Here is a 17,371-nt window from a genome sequence, read left to right on the forward strand (position 1 = left end):
TTGGGCTCCGCGAATGTGGCAGCTGGGCGGGCGTGCTGCTCGGTGTGAACGGCTCGCCGACGAACAACAGCACGGGTTCGAAACGACGCACTGGGTCGACCGTCACGGTCGACCCAGTCAGCCTAATGATCGGACTAGCGGTGTGAGCCGCCCGGTCCTTCCCACCGTTGGGTGCGTGGGCCGGCGTCGCCGTCGTCGTTTCCGTGACCGTCGCCGTGCTCACCCTGTTGCGACTCCTCCGACGAACCATGAGCGGGTCGATCGTCTCCGGGCAGCGGGTAGTTGTGCGAGCTTTCCGGAACCTCCCACGTGGGAGTCGACTCCGGCGCGCCCTCGGAATTCTCGCCGTAGGGAGGCTCGTGCCGGGACGTGCGACCGTGCTCCCCGGCGTCCGGCCGGAACGGATCCGGCTGGTACTGCGGCGGCTGATACGACTGCTGCGGCTGCTGCGGGTCGTACGACTGCTGCGGCTGGGGCGGCTGGTAGGACTGCGGCTGCTGATACGTCGGATGCTGACGGTAGCCCTGATCCGAGTCCTGCTCACGCGGAGGCTGGTACTGAGCCGGCGGCGTGGACGGGCCTTGGTAGCGCGGCACCTGTGGCTGATCGCGCGGCGGCCAGCCGGGTGCCGACCAGCCGGCGGGAGCGCCGTAATCGGGGCCCGAACCATTGGGACCCGATCGGGGCTCGGGCCGGCGATAGCCCTCGGAGTATCCGCCGCCCGTGTTCGGCCCGTAGCTTCCGTTGGCAGGACCGCCATTGGCGGCGCCGTTGTAACCGCCGCCGTTGTAGCCGCCGCCGCCGTTGTTGCTTCCGCCGTTGTAGTCGCCGGGGGTAGGCGCGCTACGTCGACCGGCACCCGTGTTCGGTCCGAGCTCGCCGGTGCCGGGTGCGCCGTTGGTGGGTGCGCCGTTGTAACCGTTGCTGCCGTTCTGCTGCCCACCCTTGGTCAGCTGCGGCGACCCGGCGTAGCTCGGCTGCGGAAACTGTTGTGGCGGAAGCTGTTTCGGTGCCGGTGGTACCGGAGGCCACGGCTCGCCGCGCTCGGCTGCGAGCTCGCGAGGAGTCTTGACCGGTGGCTTGTCCGACGGCTTACGGTCACCGAAGTCGTTGAACAGTGTGATGCGCGGGCGCTTGGTGACGCTGTGGAAGATCTTCTCGAGGTCCTTGCGAGTCAGCGTCTCACGTTCGAGCAGCTCGGAGGCAAGGGTGTCGAGCAGGTCGCGGTACTCGTTGAGGATGGCCCACGCCTCGGTATGCGCGGCTTCGATGAGCTTGCGCACCTCCTCGTCGATTTCGCGGGCGACCTCGTGCGAGAAGTCGGACTGCTGCCCCATCGAACGACCGAGGAACGGGTCGCCCTGTTCCTGTCCGTAGCGGACGGCACCGAGCTTGCTGCTCATGCCGTACTCGGTGACCATCGCGCGGGCGATCTTGGTGGCCTGGTCGATGTCCGAGGACGCTCCGGTGGTCGGCTCGTGGAACACGAGCTCTTCCGCGGCGCGTCCACCCATAGCCATCACCAGGCGTGCGATCATCTCCGACCGCGTCATCAGGCCCTTGTCGTCCTCGGGGACCGTCATCGCGTGGCCGCCGGTGCGACCGCGCGCGAGGATGGTCACCTTGTACACGGGCTCGATGTCGGGCATCGCCCACGCGGCGAGCGTGTGTCCGCCTTCGTGGTACGCAGTGATCTTGCGCTCGTGCTCGCTGATGATGCGGCTCTTGCGGCGCGGACCACCGACGACGCGGTCGACGGATTCTTCGAGCGACGCCTCGGTGATGACGGTGCCGTTCTCACGAGCGGTGAGCAGTGCCGCTTCGTTGATGACGTTGGCCAGGTCTGCACCCGACATTCCGACGGTTCGCTTGGCCAGACCTTCGAGGTCGGCATCCTGCGCGACGGGCTTGCCGGCCGAGTGCACCTTCAGGATCGCTCGACGGCCGGCCAGGTCGGGGGCACCGACGGGGATCTGACGGTCGAAGCGGCCCGGACGCAGCAGGGCCGGGTCGAGGATGTCGGGACGGTTGGTGGCGGCGATGAGGATGACGCCGGTGCGCTCACCGAAGCCGTCCATTTCGACGAGCAGCTGGTTGAGCGTCTGCTCGCGCTCGTCGTGTCCGCCGCCCATGCCTGCGCCGCGCTGGCGGCCGACGGCGTCGATCTCGTCGACGAAGATGATGCAGGGGCTGTTCTGCTTGGCCTGCTCGAACAGGTCGCGCACGCGGGATGCACCGACGCCGACGAACATCTCGACGAAGTCGGAGCCGGAGATGGTGAAGAACGGGACGCCCGCCTCGCCTGCGACGGCGCGCGCCAGCAGCGTCTTGCCGGTTCCGGGAGGGCCGTACAGCAGGACGCCGCGCGGAATCTTGGCACCGAGGGCCTGGTAGCGCGCCGGGTTCTGCAGGAAGTCCTTGATCTCGTAGAGCTCTTCGACAGCCTCGTCCGCGCCCGCGACATCGGCGAACGTGGTCTTCGGCATATCTTTCGTCAGCTGCTTGGCCTTGGATTTGCCGAAGCCCATGACACCGCCGCGGCCGCCGCCCTGCATACGGCTCATCACGAAGATGATCACGCCGAGGATCAACACCATCGGGAGGATGAGCAGCAGGAACGAGCTGAACCAACTCTCCTGGGTGACGGTGGTGTTGTAGCTGCTCAAGCCCTGCGAGTCGACCTTGTCGAAGATCTGCTCGGACGCCGAGTCCGGATACTTCGCGATGATCTGCTTCTCGTTCTCCGTGGCGTCGGAGGCCTCTTTGAGGGTCAGCCGAATCTGCTGCTCACGGTCGTCGATCTGCGCGGACTCGACATTGCGGTCGTCGAGCTGGGCGATCGCCACCGAGGTGTCGACCGACGTCCAGTTCCGCGTGTCGTTACCGAAGTAGCTGAAGGCATAGATCACCAACAGAATGCCGAAAACGATGGCGAGATTTCGTATTACTGTCTTCCGATTCATACAGCTTCAGCCGACTCGGCCGTGTCCTTTCAGTCCGCTCCCGCGCGCTGGCTGCTCCCTGCCCGCCGGATACTCCAGGCTACCGCGAGACTCGGACATCGGACTCGCTCTTACCTGGCGCTCTGCGTCCACGCGCCTGTCGGCGTCGACGCTTCTTCCCCTCCAACGACTGCACTCCCCCGGCAGTTCCCCGTGTATCGCCGCACACTATCCGGATCGATGGACCATTGCATACGTCTCGGCGCGGCAATGGTCCATTGACGGACGATCCAGCGCAGCGACACGGGCGGAACCGAAAGAACTCGGATCAGCTGTACACCTTCGGGTCCAGCAGACCGATGTACGGCAGATCGCGGTATCGCTCGTTGTAATCGAGGCCGTAGCCGACGACGAACTCGTTGGGGATGTCGAAGCCCACGTTCGCGACCTCGACGTCGACCTTGATCGCGTCGGGCTTACGCAGCAACGTCACCACCGACAGCGAGGCCGGCGACCGGGTCGCCAGGTTGCGCTTGAGCCAGCTCAGCGTCAGACCCGAGTCGATGATGTCCTCGACGATCAGCACGTGGCGTCCGGTGATGTCGCGGTCGAGGTCCTTGAGAATCCGGACGACGCCGGAGGACGACGTCGACGAGCCGTAGGAGCTCACCGCCATGAACTCGAGCTGCGCCGGGATGGGCAGGGCCCGCGCGAAGTCGGTCATGAACATGATCGCGCCCTTGAGAACGCCGACCAGCAGCAAGTCGCCTTCGGGAGCACCCTCGGGATACCGCTTGGCAATTTCCTCTGCGAGTTCCGCGGTCCGTGTTTTGATCTGTTCCTCGGAAATGAGAACCGATTCGATGTCGCCCTCGTACACGGGGTTTCCCTTCATTCGTTCTCCAGGCCGACGCTCAGCCTGCCATGCCGACGCGAGCACACCAACCTCGCCTCCGGCGTTCCCCCAGGCAGCGCAACTCCGCCCTGCCCGGTCCAGCGCACGACGAGCGCATCGACAGCGCGGATCTGACGGTCCGACAACGACGTCACACCCCGGCCGAGGAGCCAGCGACGCACCACTCGGCGGCGGATCGCAGGGTCGGACGATTCGATCGCCGAGACGTCCAGCTCGCGCGTGTTCGTATCGACGACGGCCGCGGCAATGGCGTCGAGCGCTCGGCCGTCGTCCTGCAACTGCTCGGCCGTGCGGGCCAGAGCCGGAGCGACGCCCCCACCGAGCACGTCCTCGAGCAACGGCAACACCTCGTGGCGTAGTCGCACCCGAGTGAAGTCGGGATCGGCGTTGTGCGGATCCTCGAACGGTTCGAGTCCCAGCTCCGCGCACGCGGCCCGCGTCACGGCGCGGCGGACGCCGAGGAGCGGCCGACCCCACGGGTCGTCGAACGCTGCCATTCCGGCGATGGACCGCGGCCCCGAGCCGCGACCGAGGCCCAGCAGTACCGTCTCCGCCTGGTCGTCGAGAGTGTGCGCCACCAGCACCGAGGCATCACCGCGCGCGGCGTCCAATGCGTCGTATCGGGCTCGGCGAGCGGCAGCTTCCATCCCGCCCGAACCCGCCACGGTCACCGTCAGCACTCGGGCGTCGTCGACGCCCAGCAACCGGGCACGCTCGGCGGCAACGGCAGCCACCTCGGCCGATCCCGCCTGAAGCCCATGATCGACGATCAGCGCCGTCACGTTCGAAGCCTCGGCTGCGGTCGCCGCAGTGAGCGCCAGTGAATCCGCACCACCGGACAACGCCACCGCTACCGGGCCGGGATGCGCCGCCAACCAACCCCGCACCGCTCGCCGAACCTCCAGCAACGCCGGAGACTCGGGCAGCATGGGTCGTTCCGCAGGCTCAGCCAAGGACTCGCGCGACCCACGCATCCGGGTCCTCGATCTCCGACAGCAACGGCAGAGTGTCCGGCCCGGTCCACACCGTGTTGAAGCGTTCCATTCCCACCGAGCCGACGACGTGATCGACGAATGCCTTGCCGCGTACGTATTGCGCCATCTTCGCGTCCATCCCGAGCAGCGTGCGCACGACGCGTTGCACGGGGTTGACCTTGCGTTGGCGTCGCCGATCGAATGCGCGGCGGATCTGCACCACCGACGGCACGACGGCCGGTCCGACGGCGTCCATGACGTGGTCGGCGTGACCTTCGAGCAGTGTTCCGAGAACGAGAAGCCGGTCGATCGCCTGCCGCTGCGGCTCGGGCTGGGTCGCGCGGAGCAGACCGATGATGCCGGCGTCCTCGGCGGATCCGCCGGGGTTCTTCCTGGCCTTCAGAGCGCCGCTCAGCCGAGTGAGGACATCGGACATCGGCTCGTCGGTGCCGTCGGAGAGCAATCCGACGTTGTCCCGCATGTACTGCCCGAGCCACGGCGCGGAGGAGAACTGCACTCGGTGGGTCACCTCGTGCAGGCATACCCAGAGCCGAAAATCACTGGGTGAGACGCGAAGTGCACGTTCGACGGCGATCACGTTGGGTGCGACCAGCAGCAGGGTGCCGCTCTCACCGGTGAACGGATCGTACTGTCCCAGAATGGCACTGGACAGGAACGCGAGCATGGCACCGGCCTGCAACCCGGCGGGCTTGCCACCGAGCAGACCGGTCGGGGGTGCCTCGTTCTCGTCCCCGGTGAGGTGCTTCATCGACGCAGCCGCCGCTGCGATCCATCCTGCTCGATCGACCACCTGGGCGTCGGGCACCGGCAGACCGTCTGCCAGGCCTGTCGTCTCCCGTACCGGCCCCTCGGCCCGAATGGATGCTGCGGCAAGCTCTTCCACGGCTGCGGCGGCGGTGTATCGCGAGGTGGCCGGCCCCGGGCGGGCCAATCTCGCTCCGGCCTTCGCGGCCACCGCCCAGTCGACTGCGCCGGCGAACCCGGACGTGGCTTCGTTGTCGTAGTCGGTTGCTGTTTCGGTGCTCATCGGCAACCACACATTCTCAGGGTCGATGCGACGGCATCGAGGGCGGGTCGACTGACATCGGGTGGCCGGTCGTTGGACATCAGGGCGAACGTCAGGATCCGACCGTCTACGTCGACGACGTATCCGGCCAAAGCGCTTGCAGCGGAAAGGGTTCCGGTCTTCGCGCGAACCCACCCGGCACCGGTGCGATCACCCGAGGCGTACCGATCGGACAGCGTTCCGGTGGCACCGGCGACCGGTAGGTAGTCGAGCATGGGCCGCAGTGCCGGTTGACCGCTCCCGGCTGCCGACGTCAGCACCTGATCGAGCAGGCGCGCGGGAATCCTGCCGTCGACCGACAGTCCGCTCGCGTCCTGCAACGCCAGACCCGCCATGTCGAAGCCGGCCGAGAACAGGGTCTGGCCGATGGACGCCACCGCCCCGGAAAAGCTTGCCGCCGTATTCATCTCGAGCGAGAGTTCTCGGCCCACCGCTTCGGCCAGCACGTTGTCGGACCGATAGATCATCTGCTGCAGCCGATCCCGCAACGGGGCCGACTGCACCGATGCGATCTGATCGGCACCCTCCGCCGCCTTGCCCGTCGTCACCGCAGCGGGGTCGACGCCGAGTCCCGCGGCGAGGGCGCGGCCGGCATCGAGGGCAGGCGTGGTGCTGCGCGGCGATTCGTCGACGAGGGGGTTCGAGCGGCCGCCGTCGAGCATGATCGGTTCGATCGGGGTGATCGATCCGGCGGCGATGTCGGCCGGGAACCAGCCCTGGGCCATCGTGTCGCCGGAGTAGATGGACGTGTCGACGCTGATGCTGCGCACTGCGGTTCCGCTGCGGCGGATCTGCTCCACCAGGTCGTCGATACGCGCCGCTCCCGGATAGAACCCGGTCGTACCCACCGGCAGGGCGGTGAGCGTGGGGTCGCCGCCGGCGATCAGCACGATGTTGCCCTCACCGCTGCCCTGGACCACCCGGGTCGCGACGCGGTGGTCGGACGGAAGCGCGAGCATCGCGGCCGCTGCCGTGAGCACCTTGGTCGTCGATGCGGGAGTCATGGGCGTGTCGGGATTCTGCGACCACAGGATCTGGCCGGTCTGCGCGTCGGCCACGGTGCCGGTGAAGGTGCCGAGCGCGGCGTCGTCCACGACGGGTGCGAGCGCGCCTGCGAGACCGGCTGCGCTCGGCACCGGGGCGGAGTCGGGGAACGCGGTGATCGACGGGTTCGGCAGCACAGTCTCGGGCGGGGGTGCGATCGCGGCGTCGACACTTTCGGAGACCCTGGGCAGCACCAGAGCGGCGGTCGTGACGGCAAGGACCACGACGAACACCGCGCACAGCGTGAGGATCAACCGCTTCTTCCTGCGTCTGCGCCCCGCCATGGGACCGAGGAATCGCCGTGTCAGCCCCGCCACCGTTCCTCCGTCATTGCCGTGGTCGTACCCATGATCGTCGAGTCAACAGTATCCTCGGGTCCGGTAGCCTTGCGCCGCCACCATAGAGACATTCGCAAACCACTCGAGCCCGGTCGGGCTCGAACCAAGACAGTGAGGACTGCACGTGTCGTTCGACGTCACCATCGAGATCCCCAAGGGGCAGCGCAACAAGTACGAGGTCGACCACGTCACCGGACGTGTTCGCCTCGACCGCTACCTCTACACCGCGATGGCGTATCCGGCCGACTACGGCTTCATCGAGAACACCCTGGGCGAGGACGGCGATCCGCTCGACGCGCTGGTGCTGCTGCCCGAGTCGGTGTACCCCGGTGTCATCGTCGAGGCCCGCCCGGTGGCCATGTTCAAGATGGTCGACGAAGCAGGCGGCGACGACAAGGTGCTGTGTGTGCCGGCCGGCGACACCCGCTGGGATCACATCCAGGATCTGAGCGACGTCTCGACCTTCGAGCTCGACGCGATCAAGCATTTCTTCGTCCATTACAAGGATCTCGAACCCAACAAGCACGTCACCGGTGCAGACTGGGTGGGTCGCGCAGAAGCCGAGGCCGAAATCGCTGCGTCCTTCAAGCGTTTGACGGACAATCCGGGTCACTGATCCTTTCGGCATCACAACACCTCGTTTCGGCCGTGTGCCGACGAACCACAGTTTGGGGAGACGTATGACCGACAGCACTTCCAACGGCACCGCCGGTGATCGGCGCAATCTGGAGTCGCGGCCGATATCGGACCCGACCCAGTTCCCCGATCTGCCGGTGACCGTCGTTCTCGACCGGATCCCGGTACCGATTCTGGCTGTCGATCCCACCGGTGCCATCGTGTTCGCGAACGAGGCCTTCGACGATCTGTTCGGACTCGACCGGACAGAACGAGAGGACTTCCACCTGCACGACATCTTCCCGGATCGAGCTCCGGAGGGCGTGAACGTCGCGGAGATGTTCCTGACCACCGTCGCCACCCGTGCGGACTCCCTGTGGCGGATGACCGACAAGACCGGCGACATCGTTCAGGTGCGGGCCAGCAAGTCGATTCTCAGGCGCACCGAGGACACTATCGTGCTCGTCGCGTTGGAGGATTTCACCGACCAGCTGTGGAACGACCCGAAGAGCGCTCTGCGCTGAGACTTCGAAGAGCGCTCTGCGCTGACGGTTCGAATCGTCCTCCCCACAACGTTTCCCGGGAACGACCAACGGTGTACATCGGCATGTCAGGTGCCGGTGTACACCGTTGCTTTGTTTCCACCCGCGTGTTTCGACTCGTACATCGCTGCGTCGGCGTCGAGCAGTCCGTTGTGCATCAACTCGGCCGACTCGTAGGACGAATCGGCCGACCGCCACTGGCCGGCATCGAGTATCGCGACCCCGATGCTGACCGTCACCGGCACGTCGTCGCCTGGATCGTGCACCGCCTCGCGAATGTCGTCGGCCAGGTGTTTCGCGGAGTCGGCGTCGACCGGAACGGCAATCGTGAACTCTTCACCTCCGGTCCGCGCCACGCACGGACGTCTACCGGTGACAGCGCTCAGCCGTCGCGCTGTCCGGCGAAGAACCCGGTCACCCATCGCATGGCCGAAGGTGTCGTTGACCCGCTTGAACTGGTCCAGATCGACCACCATCAACGCCACGGATTCAGTGTCGGCCAATCTGCCCAGCATCCGCTCGAGCCGCAGTTCCAGACCGCGCCGATTGAGCAGGCCCGTCAGAGAGTCGGTGTTGGCGAGGTCGAGCTGGCGTTGGATGACGGCGCGAAAGGCGAGCACCGAGTTGACCACGAGCACCGTGACGAGAGCGCGCGCGATGATCGAGGCCGGGTCGTCCGGGCGTTCGAGGACGGCCAGAACCGCGAGCAGCAGAATGACTGCGTTGACGAACGCCGTGTGAAATTTCAGTACGTTGCGGCGGGAGAAGTACGCGATGTAGGTGCCGATCACCGAGAACAGGGCAGCCCCGTACAGAGCCAGGTCCCGGTCCGCAAAGGTCAGCAGTAGCCCCGACACCCCCACGTCCGCATAGATCACGAACCATCCGGGCATGTGCGAGGCGTCCACCGACCGTAACCACCACCACGCTCCCACCGGCAGGGTGGAGAGCAGCACGATCGTGCAGATCAGCACGGCCGTCGTGCCCACCGGACCGTCGTCCGACAGCATGATGATCGCGCCGATCACTCCGAACGACGGGACGAGCACTGCGATACCCCTGGCCACGCGACGCTCGAGCCGGATCGAGCCCGATCGGGGTCCGATCTCGGACGACGGGGAGGGTAGGTCGTGATCGGTTGGCATCGCGTCCCCTCCGTCCGTTTCGAGCAGTCCGAGCATCCGGGTACGACGGCGTCGCGCCCCGGCCGTCGAGGCAGGGCTCGAGCGTACGAAACGACTCGACCGTCGTCACCGAGTTCTCGGAGTCCGAGGCTCAGACGTTACCCGGGCGTTGAGTGGGCAGGTCCGGTCTGATGGTCTCGTAATCGGTCAAGAATCGATCCAGCAGTCCGACCAGCGTCGCCCGATCCTCCTCGGCCCATCCTTCGATGACTCGTCCGAGGTTCTCGGTGCGGCGTTGCTGGATGGCGGCTGCAGCTTCCTCACCGGACGGGGTGACGGCCAGAACGAATGCCCGCCCGTCACGTTCGTCGGGTACCCGAGCGACGTGTCCTCGCTCGACCAGCTGGCCTACCTGCCTGCTGACCGTGGACGGGTCCGAGTTGACCATCGCGGCGAGCTCGCTGGACCGCATCGGTCCGTCGCGCAGCAGGCGGAACAGGCATACGTAGGCGGCACCGTCGACGCCGCCCGAGGACGAGATCTGCGCGATGTTGCGCTCCCGAATCCGCTGCAGCCGAACCAGCTGTGTACCCAGCTCTTCGGCGTATTCGACCACGTCAGCTACCGGTGAATTGGGCCGGACGCTTCTCGAACACCGAGGTGATGGCCTCGGTGAGATCGTGCGAGGCGAGGAAAGCCGCGTTCCAGGCCGCGACGAATCTCAGCGAGTCGTCGACGCTCGCCGACCGGGAATGGTCGAGGACGGTCTTGATGCCCTGCACCACCAGGGGCGGGTTCGCAGCAATGGCCGCGGCGCACTCGCGGGCGGCCGCGAGGACGGCATCGTGGTCCTCGAACACGTCGTTGACCAGGCCGATCTTCTCGGCGCGCGCCGCGTCGATGTCCTTGCCGGTCAACGCGAGCTCACGCATGTGGCCGTCGCCGATGATCGCGGGGAGTCGAGCGAGAGATCCCATGTCGGCGACGATCGCGACACGCACCTCGCGGACGCTGAACTTCGCGTCGGCGCTGGCATATCGCACGTCGGCGGCGGTGATGAGGTCGACGCCGCCACCGATGCACCAGCCCTGCACTGCGGCGACGACGGGCTTGCGGCAGTCCGCCACGGCGTTGACGGCCTTCTGCATCGTCTTGATGGTGTCGTGGAACGTGGTCCTGGGTCCGGCGAGTGCTTGGTCGGCCATCAGCGGTCCGAACGTTCCGGCCATGGCCGGCAGGTCGAGACCGTAGGTGAAGTTCCTTCCGGAGCCCGCGAGAACCACGGCCCGTACCTCTGGATCGGCATCGAGTCGGTCGAACAGTTCTGGGCATTCGCTCCAGAAATCAGGGCCCATGGCGTTGCCCTTGTTCGGCCCGAGAAGTGTCACGTGCGCGATGTGGTCTGCGATCTCCACAGAGAATGCGGTCCAGTTCCGTTCGGTCATGCTGCAAGCCTAGCGGCAGATGCAGCAGTACCTACAGGGCGTGTTACGCCGAGTAACGTCTGCGCTAAGAGCCTGCTCAGCTATGGCAATGACCGACTCCGGTCTTCCATCATTCATGCATGTTGATGCATCAGGGGTTGGGTCTCGAGACATTCAACGATCTGCCGCGTCGCAAGGCGGTCCACGCGCTCTACGAGTGCTGTTGCTCGGTTGCCTGGGCCTCACGTCTCGCCGACGGCCGCCCGTACCGGTCGCGGGACGAGTTGTTCACCGCGGCGGCCGCCGAGCTGAACGAGTTGTCCGACAACGTCATCGACGCCTTGGCCGCGACGCTGCCCGAGCCGAACAAGATGTGCACGACCATGGACGCAGAATCACGTAGCGCCCTGGGCACCGCAGCGCGCGCGTACGAATCGAAATTCGGCTGGCGGTACGTCTCGAACCTGATGATGGCTCCCGACGGTTTCGAACCCAGGGACGTGCTGATGGAGCTCGGCCATCGACTCGACAACGACGAACCGACCGAACGGCTGGTCATGCGCAGGGAGTTGGTCGAGATCGATCACCGTCGCCTCGGCCGACTGTTGGGTCCCGAAGGCGGCTGGCCGCCGTACTGACACCGCGAAATCAGCCGAACAGGCCGACAACTCGACCGATCAGGCCACCGGCGATCACGATCGCCAACAATGCCACCAGAACGATGACGACGATCGGCATCACGCGACTGCGCTGCGGCGGTTCGTGGTTGGGCCCACCGACTGCTGTCTCGGCTGGAGGAGTATCGCCCGGCGTCACGCTACCGCCCGCTTCGAGGCCGGCAGTCTCATCGGGTTCTGGATTCTGAGCAGTCATGAACCCGGAGTACCCGGTAGCGCAGCCCTCAATCGAGCTGTGCTCTGGCTATCGCTCCGGCGAACAGTTCCGACACGGCATCGGCGATGACGGACCGGTCGATCTCCTCCGGATCCACCGAATGTTCCACGGCCAATCCGGAGATCAACGCAGCCAAGGACATCGCGAGGCGTCGAGCATCGAACGCCTCCCCCACACCCCACTGCACCGCTCGATCGGCGATGAGTCGTTCGAGCTCGGAGCGGAGGGCACGACGGTCGGTGCGGTAGCGCTCGGCAATCACCGGGTCACGGCCCGCGAGAATCCCGAATTCGACGGTCAGTAGTGGCCACCGCGGCTCGGCGACCACCCAGGACGCGATTTCGCCGCCGCCGGCTCCCGCAGCCGCCTGCGGGTCCAGGTCGGACACGTGAGCGAGTACTCGGGCGGCGAGGTCGAGTGATCGCTGTGCCAGCAGTTCGGCGAACAGCCCTTGCTTGGAATCGAAGTTGGAATACACGGCCCCCTTCGTGAACCCGGCCCGATCGGCAATGTCGGTGAGCTTGGCCGCCGCGTATCCGCGCTCGGTGAACTCGTCGGCCGCTGCGGCGAGCAGTCGTTCTCGCACATCGGTGCGCTGCGGCCTGCGCTGTGGCTGTGTCGATCGCCACTCTTCTTGCTGCTCGGCATTCACGATACCTAGAGTATTGAATACCTCGGGTATCGACAAGGTCTTCGAGTCTCGACATGTTCAGGAGCACTTTTCATGCGCAAGATGTCACTACTCGCCGCCGCAGTGCTGGTGCTGCAACTCGGCTTCATCCTCAGCTACGTGTCGGCGTTCCATCAGCCGACTCCCCACGCGATTCCGATCGCCGTGGTGACCGAGGCCGGGCTTCCCGCCGGCCTGGACCAGCAGACCGCCGACCGCCTCGACGCCATCGACGGTGCGCCGCTCGACGCGCGTACGGCAGTGGACACCGCCGAGGTTCGCACTCTGCTCCGCGATCGGGACATCCTCGGTGCCTACGTCGTCGGCTCGAGCGGCACCGACACACTGATCACCGCGAGCGCTGCCGGCAGCTCGGTGGCGACCGCCCTCGAATCGATCTTCACCGAGGTCGATGCCGCTCAGGGACGCCAATTCGTGGTGCGTGACGAGATCCCGGTCGGCGTGCATGACAACCGTGGATTGTCCGGCTTCTACCTGTCGGTGGGCTGGGTCGTCGGCGGCTACCTCCTCGCGGCCGCCTTCGGTCTGCTCATCGGGGCACCGACGACCCGACGCGAAACCTGTGTCCACGTCGGCATTCTCGCCGCGTACTCGATTGCCTCGGGCGCACTGGGAGCACTGCTGACCACCCACGTACTCGGAACCTTTGCCGGACACTGGTTTCCGCTCACCGTGCTGGGCACCGGGGTCGTCTTCGCCACCGGACTGTTCACGATGGGCCTGCGAGCCCTGATCGGAGTGGCTGCGGTACCGGCGGCGATCGTGCTGTTCGTCATCCTCGGAAATCCCAGCGCTGGAGGCGCTTTCGGGGCCAACGTACTGCCGCATGTGTACGCGTCGATCGGCCGGTGGATCACCCCGGGCATCGGCACCGAAGGAGTGCGCAGCATCGTGTACTTCTCGGGTGCGGGGGTCGGGCAGCCGGCACTCGGACTGGGTCTCTACATCCTGATCGGCGTGCTGCTGATGGCTGCGGCAGCGGTTCTGCGCCGTCGTCGCAGCGCCGGTGAATCGATGCCGAGCCAGTAAAGTGGCATCCCATGACTGCCACATTCCCTCTGCCGATGCCCGATCTCGCTGTCCGCACACTCGGTGGCGCAGTGGTGTGGGCGAACGACGAGACGTTCGCCGAGAAGGAAAATCTGATCACACCGGGCAAAGCCGACTACTCGACCGCGACGTTCGGGCACAAGGGGCAGATCTACGACGGGTGGGAGACGCGGCGCCGACGCGAGGCCGGCTACGACGAGGCGATCGTGCGACTCGGAGCTGCCGGCATCGTGTCGGCCGTCATCGTCGATACGTCCTGGTTCACCGGCAACTATCCGCCGGAAGTTTCGATCGAGGCCGCCGAGGTGACCGGATTCCCGTCACCGACCGAGCTGTACGAGACGGAATGGACGACCATCGTCGCCCGTAGTGCCGTCGATGGCGACAGCGAGAACCGATTCGAAGTCGCGTCCGACGCCCGGTGGACGCACGTCAAGCTGTCCATCTACCCGGACGGCGGCGTCGCTCGGCTGCGAGTACTGGGCCGCGGCGTCCCGGACCCGAAGTTCCTCGCCGTCGGGCCCGTCGACCTGGCCGCGCTCGAGAACGGCGCATACGTGTCGGCCTGCTCCAACATGTTCTACAGCTCCCCCAACAATCTGCTGTTCCCCGGCCCGCCGCGCTCGATGGGCGAAGGCTGGGAGACCTCGCGTCGACGCAACGACGCCAACGACTGGGTGCAGGTGCAGCTCGGCGGCACGGGCCGAATCCGGCTGGCCGAGCTGGACACCAGTTGCTTCCTGGGCAACGCCCCCGGCGCGGCATCCCTGCAAGGGCGACTGGGCGACGGCGACTGGATCGAACTCTTGCCGCGAACGACACTGCAGCCCGACACTCGGCATCGCTTCGTTCTCGACCACGACACTCCGGTGTCGGAGGTGCGAATGGACATCTTCCCCGACGGGGGAATGGCGCGATTGAGACTGTTCGGTGATCTCGACCTGTCTGCGTAAACGGTCGTGTGGCAATAGGGTTGGGGCATGTCCCGGCTACTTCATCCGAATGCAGCCCACGTTGCCGACACCCTGATTTCTCGTGGTCATCACGGGGTGGTGGTGAACAGTCCCGAGGGCACCCACACCGCCGCCGACGCCGCAGCTGCGTTGGGCGTCGAGGTGGGTGCGATCGTGAAGTCGATGGTGTTTCTGCTCGACGACGAGCCGGTGTTGCTCCTGGTGTCCGGGGCTCACAATGTTCATCTCGAGCACACCGGTGAGCGTCTCGGCGGCACGCTCGCCCGGGCCGATCTGCGTACCGCCAAGCACGCCACCGGCCAGCCGATCGGGGGAATCGCTCCGGTGGGCCATCCGACGAATTTGGATACGTTCGTCGATCAGGACCTTGCGGCCCACCCCGAACTGTGGGCCGCGGCCGGGCACATCGACACGATCTTCCGCTCGTCGTACTCCCAGTTGCTGCGCATCACCGCAGGTCTGGCGATCGACGTCACCTGAGCTCGAACGACCTAGGACGCGAGGGTCGGGGCAATTCGGGGTGCGCTGAGGATCGCGTCGACGACGTCGGTGTCGAGGCGGGTGCCGCGCGATTCGAGGAGCGGCAACACTCCCGCGGCCAGGAACGTCGACTGCCGCTCGATCTCGCCGTGCACCTGCAGCGTCACGCCGTCGGCGACGTCGGCCGCGGTCACGTCGGAGATCAAACTTGCCAGTCCCGACGGGGTACCGACGTAGCGGATGGACGACGGGCTTGCCGGCGCGTCGAGTGCGGCGAATTCCCGACGGGCCGTCCTGGCGTCGGCAGCGATGTAGATCTCGAGATCGAGGAAGACCGCGAGATTGTCGGCCGATTCACCGCGGTCGACGGCTTCCGCGTGCAACCGGGCGCGTTGCTGCTGAGCTTCCCGCAGGTCCGAGGCAACGATTCTGACGGTGTTCACCTCGGGCCCGACGGTCAGCTCGGTCCAGACGTCAGCGGATTCGATGGCTATGCGGGTGTGATTGTGCGACATGAGTGGTGGTCCTGATTCGTCGGTCGGGATGCGCATGCGGACGGAGCGGAGCCGAACTCGAACACGACCCGGACGCAGTGCGGCACAGATCGACATACCTGTTGCACCAGTGGCGATTGCCACGCGACACGACACTCACGGTCATGACGCCATGCTAACTGCCTGTGGGGCTGCACGGGGATCCAACCCCGGCGGCCCCGTCGGCCAGGGCGGGGAACGGCCGAGGGTCCGGTACGGGGTTCCACCACCCGGCTTCTTCGGCGTAATCCCACGTCGGCCCGGACTCGACGAACGCTGCCAACGCGTCGACGAGTCGGTCCACGTCGGCCGAGGAACTGCCGAGACCGATACTGGCCCGCACGGCACCGTCGGCATGACCGAGCCGGCGCAGCAGCGGGTGGGCGCAGAACTTTCCGTCGCGCACTCCGATGCCGTGTTCGGCCGACAGGTACGCCGCCACTTCACCGGGGTCGTGGCCGGCGACAGTGAACGTGACGATGCCGACGACGTCGGGCGCGTCGGCCCACACCTGCAGCAGTTCGACACCCTTCAGTGCGGCCAACCCGTCCCGCAATCGGGTGGACAATTCCCGCTCGTGCGTCGTCGCGGCATCCTCGTCGAACGACGCGATGGCCTCGCACGCCGCCGCCAGCGCGACGACACCGAGCACGTTGGGCGTTCCCGCCTCGTGACGCTGCGGTGCGGGAGCCCAGTCGGTGTGCTCGATCGTCACACTGCGCACGGCACCGCCGCCGGCCAGGTGGGGCTCGCCCGCGTCGAGCCAATCACGGCTTCCCACAAGCACACCCGCGCCGAACGGGGCGTAGAGCTTGTGACCGGAGAACGCCAGATAGTCCACACCGAGTGCGGCGATGTCCACTCGACGGTGCGGAACGAGCTGTGCGCCGTCGACGACGATCCGGGCACCGTGGCGATGCGCGAGATCGGCCAGTTGCTCGATGGGGAGCACTTCGCCGGTGACGTTCGATGCACCCGTGATGGCCAGTAGCGCAGCAGGTTTCGCAGCCAGTTCGGCGTCGAGCCGGGCGAGCGTCTCGGCCAACGTCGATGCTGCGACCACCACTCGGCGATTACGCCACGGCAGGAGGTTGGCGTGGTGTTCGATATCGAGCACCACGGTATCTCCTGGCACGCACGCGGCCAACAGATTGAGCGAATCGGTGGTGTTGCGTGTGAACACGACCACTGAATTCGTCTGTGCACCAACGAATCCAGCCACGGTCTCACGCGCCTTCTCGTACGCCGCGGTGCACACCCGGGACGCGTAGCCGGCCCCGCGGTGCACGCTCGAATAGAACGGCAGCAACTCCGCGATCCGATCGGTCACTGCGGACAGCGCAGGCGCGCTGGCCGCGTAATCGAAATTGGCGTAGGTGCACGTGCCGCCGTGAACCAACGGAACCTGCAACTCCGTGCCGGAAACAGGGGCAAAAGGAGTGCAGGGACGGGAAAGTACAGACGTCATGACAGATCAAGCCCTCACGTTCGAGGGACCCGCAACGGAAGATATTCGTGAACGAGTCCGCGCTTGCCGCACCGATTGTTCGGTGTCAGCCTGGTCGTCACCCGGAGCACCCCACCGCGAAGGAGGGTTGCCGACCAGCAAGCCGGGGCTCGATGCTGGTACTCGTGACCGTGGTCAAGACACTGGCAAACCCGCCACGGTTTTGTCAAGCCGGGGATCGCTCCGACACAGCAGTAGGATTTCCGCGGTGGGAAGGCGCGCTCGTTCACCTGCTG

Annotated in this window: 18 protein-coding genes and 1 riboswitch; of the genes, 6 read left to right on the forward strand and 12 right to left on the reverse strand. The window is 66.3% G+C overall.

Annotated elements, in window-relative coordinates:
• Positions 1-134 precede the first annotated feature (134 nt).
• From ftsH to dacB, 5 genes are all read right to left on the reverse strand, one after another.
• Positions 135-2,963: an ATP-dependent zinc metalloprotease FtsH gene (gene ftsH, locus VF34_RS10770; protein ID WP_032373861.1), complete on the reverse strand. Its 2,829-nt coding sequence runs from the start codon at positions 2,961-2,963 to the stop codon at positions 135-137.
• A 307-nt stretch (positions 2,964-3,270) separates the two neighbouring features.
• Positions 3,271-3,822 carry a hypoxanthine phosphoribosyltransferase gene (hpt, locus tag VF34_RS10775; protein WP_027494374.1) on the reverse strand — a complete coding sequence of 184 codons (552 nt, stop codon included), beginning with the start codon at positions 3,820-3,822 and terminating at the stop codon, positions 3,271-3,273.
• An 11-nt stretch (positions 3,823-3,833) separates the two neighbouring features.
• Complete coding sequence (tilS, locus tag VF34_RS10780; protein WP_032373860.1) at positions 3,834-4,787, reverse strand: tRNA lysidine(34) synthetase TilS; 954 nt, start codon at positions 4,785-4,787, stop codon at positions 3,834-3,836.
• Positions 4,788-4,803: 16 nt separating this feature from the next.
• Positions 4,804-5,880, reverse strand: coding sequence for a zinc-dependent metalloprotease (locus tag VF34_RS10785; protein ID WP_045841409.1), 1,077 nt, complete (start codon positions 5,878-5,880; stop codon positions 4,804-4,806).
• Positions 5,877-7,247, reverse strand: coding sequence for a D-alanyl-D-alanine carboxypeptidase/D-alanyl-D-alanine endopeptidase (dacB, locus tag VF34_RS10790; protein WP_045841637.1), 1,371 nt, complete (start codon positions 7,245-7,247; stop codon positions 5,877-5,879). The genes VF34_RS10785 and dacB overlap by 4 nt, the downstream gene beginning before the upstream one ends.
• 178 nt (positions 7,248-7,425) lie before the next feature.
• Between dacB and VF34_RS10795 the strand changes: the two genes are divergently transcribed.
• Together VF34_RS10795 and VF34_RS10800 are read left to right on the forward strand one after the other, a co-directional pair.
• Positions 7,426-7,917, forward strand: a complete 492-nt coding sequence (locus VF34_RS10795; RefSeq protein ID WP_027494378.1) for an inorganic diphosphatase — start codon at positions 7,426-7,428, stop codon at positions 7,915-7,917.
• A 64-nt stretch (positions 7,918-7,981) separates the two neighbouring features.
• Positions 7,982-8,440: a PAS domain-containing protein gene (locus VF34_RS10800; RefSeq protein WP_027494379.1), complete on the forward strand. Its 459-nt coding sequence runs from the start codon at positions 7,982-7,984 to the stop codon at positions 8,438-8,440.
• A gap of 86 nt (positions 8,441-8,526) precedes the next feature.
• On the opposite strand, the gene VF34_RS10805 is transcribed toward VF34_RS10800, so the two are convergent.
• The 3 genes from VF34_RS10805 to VF34_RS10815 all read right to left on the reverse strand — a co-directional run bounded on the left by VF34_RS10805 (position 8,527) and on the right by VF34_RS10815 (position 11,027).
• Positions 8,527-9,603, reverse strand: coding sequence for a GGDEF domain-containing protein (locus VF34_RS10805; RefSeq protein ID WP_032373888.1), 1,077 nt, complete (start codon positions 9,601-9,603; stop codon positions 8,527-8,529).
• 130 nt (positions 9,604-9,733) lie between these two features.
• A complete protein-coding gene (locus VF34_RS10810) occupies positions 9,734-10,198 on the reverse strand; it encodes a MarR family winged helix-turn-helix transcriptional regulator (protein ID WP_032369382.1) in 465 nt (154 codons plus the stop codon).
• Between the two features lies 1 nt (position 10,199).
• The gene (locus tag VF34_RS10815) at positions 10,200-11,027 is read right to left on the reverse strand and encodes a crotonase/enoyl-CoA hydratase family protein (protein ID WP_032373857.1); all 828 of its coding nucleotides are present in this window, start codon (positions 11,025-11,027) and stop codon (positions 10,200-10,202) included.
• A 119-nt stretch (positions 11,028-11,146) separates the two neighbouring features.
• Here VF34_RS10815 and VF34_RS10820 point away from each other — a divergent pair, with 119 nt between their 5' ends.
• Complete coding sequence (locus tag VF34_RS10820; protein ID WP_032369380.1) at positions 11,147-11,644, forward strand: 2-oxo-4-hydroxy-4-carboxy-5-ureidoimidazoline decarboxylase; 498 nt, start codon at positions 11,147-11,149, stop codon at positions 11,642-11,644.
• Positions 11,645-11,654: 10 nt separating this feature from the next.
• Here the strand turns inward: VF34_RS10820 and VF34_RS10825 are convergent, their stop codons facing one another.
• On the reverse strand, positions 11,655-11,879 hold the full coding sequence (locus VF34_RS10825) for a DUF6480 family protein (protein WP_027494384.1): 225 nt from the start codon (positions 11,877-11,879) through the stop codon (positions 11,655-11,657).
• Positions 11,880-11,907: 28 nt separating this feature from the next.
• The gene (locus VF34_RS10830; protein WP_032373887.1) at positions 11,908-12,486 is read right to left on the reverse strand and encodes a TetR/AcrR family transcriptional regulator; all 579 of its coding nucleotides are present in this window, start codon (positions 12,484-12,486) and stop codon (positions 11,908-11,910) included.
• A 138-nt stretch (positions 12,487-12,624) separates the two neighbouring features.
• On the opposite strand from VF34_RS10830, the gene VF34_RS10835 reads away from it, so the two are divergent.
• The 3 genes from VF34_RS10835 to VF34_RS10845 are packed head-to-tail and all read left to right on the forward strand — an operon-like array spanning position 12,625 to position 15,095.
• Positions 12,625-13,620 (forward strand): hypothetical protein, encoded by a 996-nt coding sequence (locus VF34_RS10835; protein ID WP_032373856.1) that lies wholly within the window; start codon positions 12,625-12,627, stop codon positions 13,618-13,620.
• Between the two features lie 11 nt (positions 13,621-13,631).
• Positions 13,632-14,594 carry an allantoicase gene (gene alc, locus VF34_RS10840; protein WP_032373855.1) on the forward strand — a complete coding sequence of 321 codons (963 nt, stop codon included), beginning with the start codon at positions 13,632-13,634 and terminating at the stop codon, positions 14,592-14,594.
• Positions 14,595-14,621: 27 nt separating this feature from the next.
• A complete protein-coding gene (locus VF34_RS10845; RefSeq protein WP_032373854.1) occupies positions 14,622-15,095 on the forward strand; it encodes a YbaK/EbsC family protein in 474 nt (157 codons plus the stop codon).
• A gap of 11 nt (positions 15,096-15,106) precedes the next feature.
• Here the strand turns inward: VF34_RS10845 and VF34_RS10850 are convergent, their stop codons facing one another.
• Together VF34_RS10850 and VF34_RS10855 are read right to left on the reverse strand one after the other, a co-directional pair.
• Positions 15,107-15,610: a hypothetical protein gene (locus tag VF34_RS10850; protein WP_032373886.1), complete on the reverse strand. Its 504-nt coding sequence runs from the start codon at positions 15,608-15,610 to the stop codon at positions 15,107-15,109.
• 154 nt (positions 15,611-15,764) lie between these two features.
• A complete protein-coding gene (locus tag VF34_RS10855; RefSeq protein ID WP_032373853.1) occupies positions 15,765-17,096 on the reverse strand; it encodes an aminotransferase class V-fold PLP-dependent enzyme in 1,332 nt (443 codons plus the stop codon).
• Positions 17,097-17,150: 54 nt separating this feature from the next.
• A riboswitch (SAM riboswitch) is annotated at positions 17,151-17,266 on the reverse strand.
• Between the last annotated feature and the right edge of the window lie 105 nt (positions 17,267-17,371).

Source organism: Rhodococcus sp. PML026, from assembly GCF_000963615.1.
GTDB lineage: Bacteria > Actinomycetota > Actinomycetes > Mycobacteriales > Mycobacteriaceae > Rhodococcoides > Rhodococcoides fascians.